3 protein-coding genes are annotated in these 3,367 nt (G+C 71.5%); all 3 read right to left on the bottom strand.

Features of this window, described 5'->3' with window-relative positions; translation table 11 throughout:
- Window positions 1-28 precede the first annotated feature (28 nt).
- The gene (gene pgl, locus ACFU99_RS38225) at window positions 29-811 is read right to left on the bottom strand and encodes a 6-phosphogluconolactonase (RefSeq protein WP_384401679.1); all 783 of its coding nucleotides are present in this window, start codon (window positions 809-811) and stop codon (window positions 29-31) included.
- Window positions 808-1,881 (bottom strand): glucose-6-phosphate dehydrogenase assembly protein OpcA, encoded by a 1,074-nt coding sequence (opcA, locus tag ACFU99_RS38220; RefSeq protein ID WP_384401676.1) that lies wholly within the window; start codon window positions 1,879-1,881, stop codon window positions 808-810. Before opcA ends, pgl begins: the two co-directional genes overlap by 4 nt.
- A partial coding sequence (zwf, locus tag ACFU99_RS38215; protein WP_384401673.1) for a glucose-6-phosphate dehydrogenase occupies window positions 1,878-3,367 on the bottom strand: 1,490 nt, incomplete at its 5' end. The genes zwf and opcA, both read right to left, overlap by 4 nt.

Genomic DNA, 3,367 nt, shown 5'->3' with positions numbered 1-3,367 from the left:
GAGGACTCCCAGGGCGGCCCGCCCTCTACTACGCCGAAGCCGGCGGGTACAGGGAGCGGGGAAGCCCCGCGGCCGCGGCTCGGTCGAGGAGCCAGAGGGTGCGGGTGCGGCCGTAGGCGCCGGCGGCCGGGGCCTGGACCTCGCCCGCGCCCGAGAGGGCGATCGTCACCGCTTGGGCCTTGTCCTCGCCCGCCGCCAGCAGCCAGACCTCCCGCGCGGAGCGGATGGCCGGGAGCGTCAGGGAGACGCGGTTGGGCGGGGGCTTGGGGGCGCCGCGTACGCCGACGACCATGCGGTCGTTCTCCCGTACGCCCGGCTGCTCGGGGAAGAGCGACGCCACGTGCGTATCCGGGCCGACGCCCAGGAGCAGCACGTCGAAGGACGGCACCGGTCCGTGGTCCTCGGGGCCGGCGGCCGCGGCCAGTTCGGCCGCGTAGGCCTCGGCGGCCGCGTCCGGGTCGTTGCCGTACGCGCCGTGGGACGCCGGCATCTCGTGCACGCGGGCCGGATCGAGGTCCACCGCGTTCAGCAGGGCTTCGCGCGCCTGGGTGACGTTGCGTTCCGGGTCCCCGTCCGGCAGGAACCTTTCATCACCCCACCACAGGTCGAGCCGCGAGAAGTCCACGGCGTCCCGGGCGGGCGCCGCGGCGAGGGCCGCGAGCAGCCCGTTGCCGTTGCGCCCGCCGGTCAGCACGACCGAGGCGGAGCCCCTGGCGGCCTGCGCGTCCACGATCTTCGTGATCAGCCGGGCCGCCGCGGCCTGCGCCATCAGCTCCTTGTCCCGGTGCACGACGATCTGCGGCGTGCTCACTTGGACGTCGCCTTCTTCGACGAACTGCTCTTGGCCGAGTCGCTCTTGGCCGGAGCGCTCTTCTTCGCCGCGGCAGGAGTGTCCTTCTTCGGCGTCTCGTCGGTGTCCCCGGCGGAGGCCGGCGAGGTCTCCGCCGGCTTGTCCGCGCTCGTCAGCTGCTTGACGCCCAGCGTCACCGTCGCCCGGTAGATGTCGTCCGGGTCCAGCCGGCGCAGCTCCTCGGCGATCAGGTCGGCGGTCTCCCGCCGCTTGAGCGCCACGTGCCGGTCCGGCTGGCCGGGCATGGCCAGCTCCGCCAGCGCGCCGTCCGCCCGGTCGAGGCAGATGACGCCGTCCGCCGTGGTGAGGCGCACCGCGGTGAGGCCGGGGCCCTCCGAGACCTTCCGCTCGACCGGCACCTTCAGTCGGTCGGCGAGCCACAGTGCGAGCAGTTCGCTGCTCGGGTTGTACGCCTCGCCCTCCACGACCGCAGAGCTGATCTTGGAGTGCTTCTGGTCCAGGGCCGCGGCCAGCATGCTGCGCCACGGCGTGATGCGGGTCCAGGCGAGGTCGGTGTCGCCCGGCGCGTACGCCTCGGCGCGCACCCCGAGCGCGGTCACCGGGTCCTCCGCGGCGGCCGCGTCGGTGATCCGGCGCTGGGCCAGCTTGCCGAGCGGGTCCGCGGACGGGTTGTCCGGCGCGTCCTCGGGCCACCAGACGACCACGGGGGCGTCCGGCAGCAGCAGCGGGAGGACGACCGACTCGGCGTGGTTGGCCAGCTCGCCGTGCATGCGCAGCACGACGGTCTCGCCGGTGCCGGAGTCGGAGCCGACCCGGATCTCGGCGTCCAGCCGGGCCATCTTGCGGTCGCGCGGGGAGCGGCCGGGCCGCTTGATGACGGCCACGATGCGGGAGGGGTGCTCCCGCGACGCGTCGCCGGCGGCCTTGAGCGCGTCGTAGGCGCTGCCCTCGTCGGTGACGATGACGAGGGTGAGCACCATCCCCACGGCGGGCGTGCCGATGGAGTGCCGGGCCTCGATGAGCCCCGCGTTGATACGGGACGAGGTGGTGTCCGTCAGATCGATTCTCATGGCCGGCGCCAGCTCCTGCCGTCTCGTGCGAGCATCTCGTCCGCCTCCGCCGGCCCCCAGGTGCCCGACGCGTACTGCGCGGGCTTGCCGTGCTTGTCCCAGTACTCCTCGATCGGGTCGAGGATGTTCCAGGAGAGCTCGACCTCCTGGTGCCGGGGGAAGAGGTTGGCGTCGCCGAGCAGCACATCGAGGATGAGCCGCTCGTACGCCTCCGGGCTGGACTCGGTGAAGGACTCGCCGTACGCGAAGTCCATGGTGACGTCGCGGACCTCCATGGAGGTGCCGGGCACCTTGGAGCCGAAGCGCACGGTGACGCCCTCGTCCGGCTGCACCCGGATGACCAGGGCGTTCTGCCCCAGTTCCTCGGTGGACCCGGCCTCGAAGGGCAGATACGGGGCGCGCTTGAAGACCACGGCGATCTCCGTGACGCGGCGTCCCAGGCGCTTGCCGGTGCGCAGGTAGAAGGGGACGCCCGCCCAGCGGCGGTTGTTGATCTCCAGCTTGATGGCCGCGAAGGTGTCGGTGATCGACTTGGGGTCGATGCCTTCCTCTTCGAGGTAGCCGGGCACCTCCTCGCCGCCCTGCCAGGCGTGCGCGTACTGGCCGCGTACGGTGTGCGCGCCGAGGTCCTTGGGCAGTTCGACCGCGCCCAGCACCTTGAGCTTCTCCGCCACCAGGGCCTTCGGGTGGAAGGAGCCGGGCTCCTCCATCGCGGTGAGCGCGAGGAGCTGGAGCAGGTGGTTCTGGATGACGTCGCGGGCCGCGCCGATGCCGTCGTAGTAGCCGGCCCGGCCGCCGATGCCGATGTCCTCGGCCATGGTGATCTGCACGTGGTCGACGTAGGACCGGTTCCAGATCGGCTCGAACATCGTGTTGGCGAACCGCAGCGCCAGGATGTTCTGGACCGTCTCCTTGCCCAGGTAGTGGTCGATCCGGAAGACCTCGTTGGGCGGGAAGACGTCGTGCACGATCTGGTTGAGCTCTTGCGCGCTCTTGAGGTCGTGGCCGAACGGCTTCTCGATCACCGCGCGCCGCCAGGAGTCGCCCGGTCCCTCGGACAGCCCGTGCTTCTTGAGCTGTTCGACGACGTTCGGGAAGAACTTCGGCGGTACGGAGAGGTAGAAGGCGAAGTTGCCGCCGGTACCGCGGGCCTTGTCGAGCTCGTCGATGGTGGCCTTGAGGGTCTTGAACGCCTCGTCGTCGTCGAAGACGCCCGGCACGAACCGGAAGCCCTCGGCGAGCTGCTGCCACACCTCCTCGCGGAAGGGGGTGCGCGCGTGTTCCTTGACGGCGTCGTGGACGACCTGCGCGAAGTCCTCGTTCTCCCAGTCGCGCCGGGCGAAGCCGACGAGCGAGAAGCCCGGCGGCAGCAGTCCGCGGTTGGCCAGGTCGTACACCGCGGGCATCAGCTTTTTACGGGACAAATCGCCCGTGACGCCGAAGATGACCAGGCCCGACGGCCCCGCGATACGCGGGAGCCGTCGGT

This window comes from Streptomyces sp. NPDC057654, from assembly GCF_042800135.1.
Lineage (GTDB): Bacteria > Actinomycetota > Actinomycetes > Streptomycetales > Streptomycetaceae > Streptomyces.
This window is presented reverse-complemented; position numbering and strand designations above follow the sequence as displayed.

Excerpts from the sequence above, each read along its gene's own strand:
- opcA (WP_384401676.1), bottom strand. The coding sequence starts at position 1,881 with ATGAGAATCGATCTGACGGACACCACCTCGTCCCGTATCAACGCGGGG.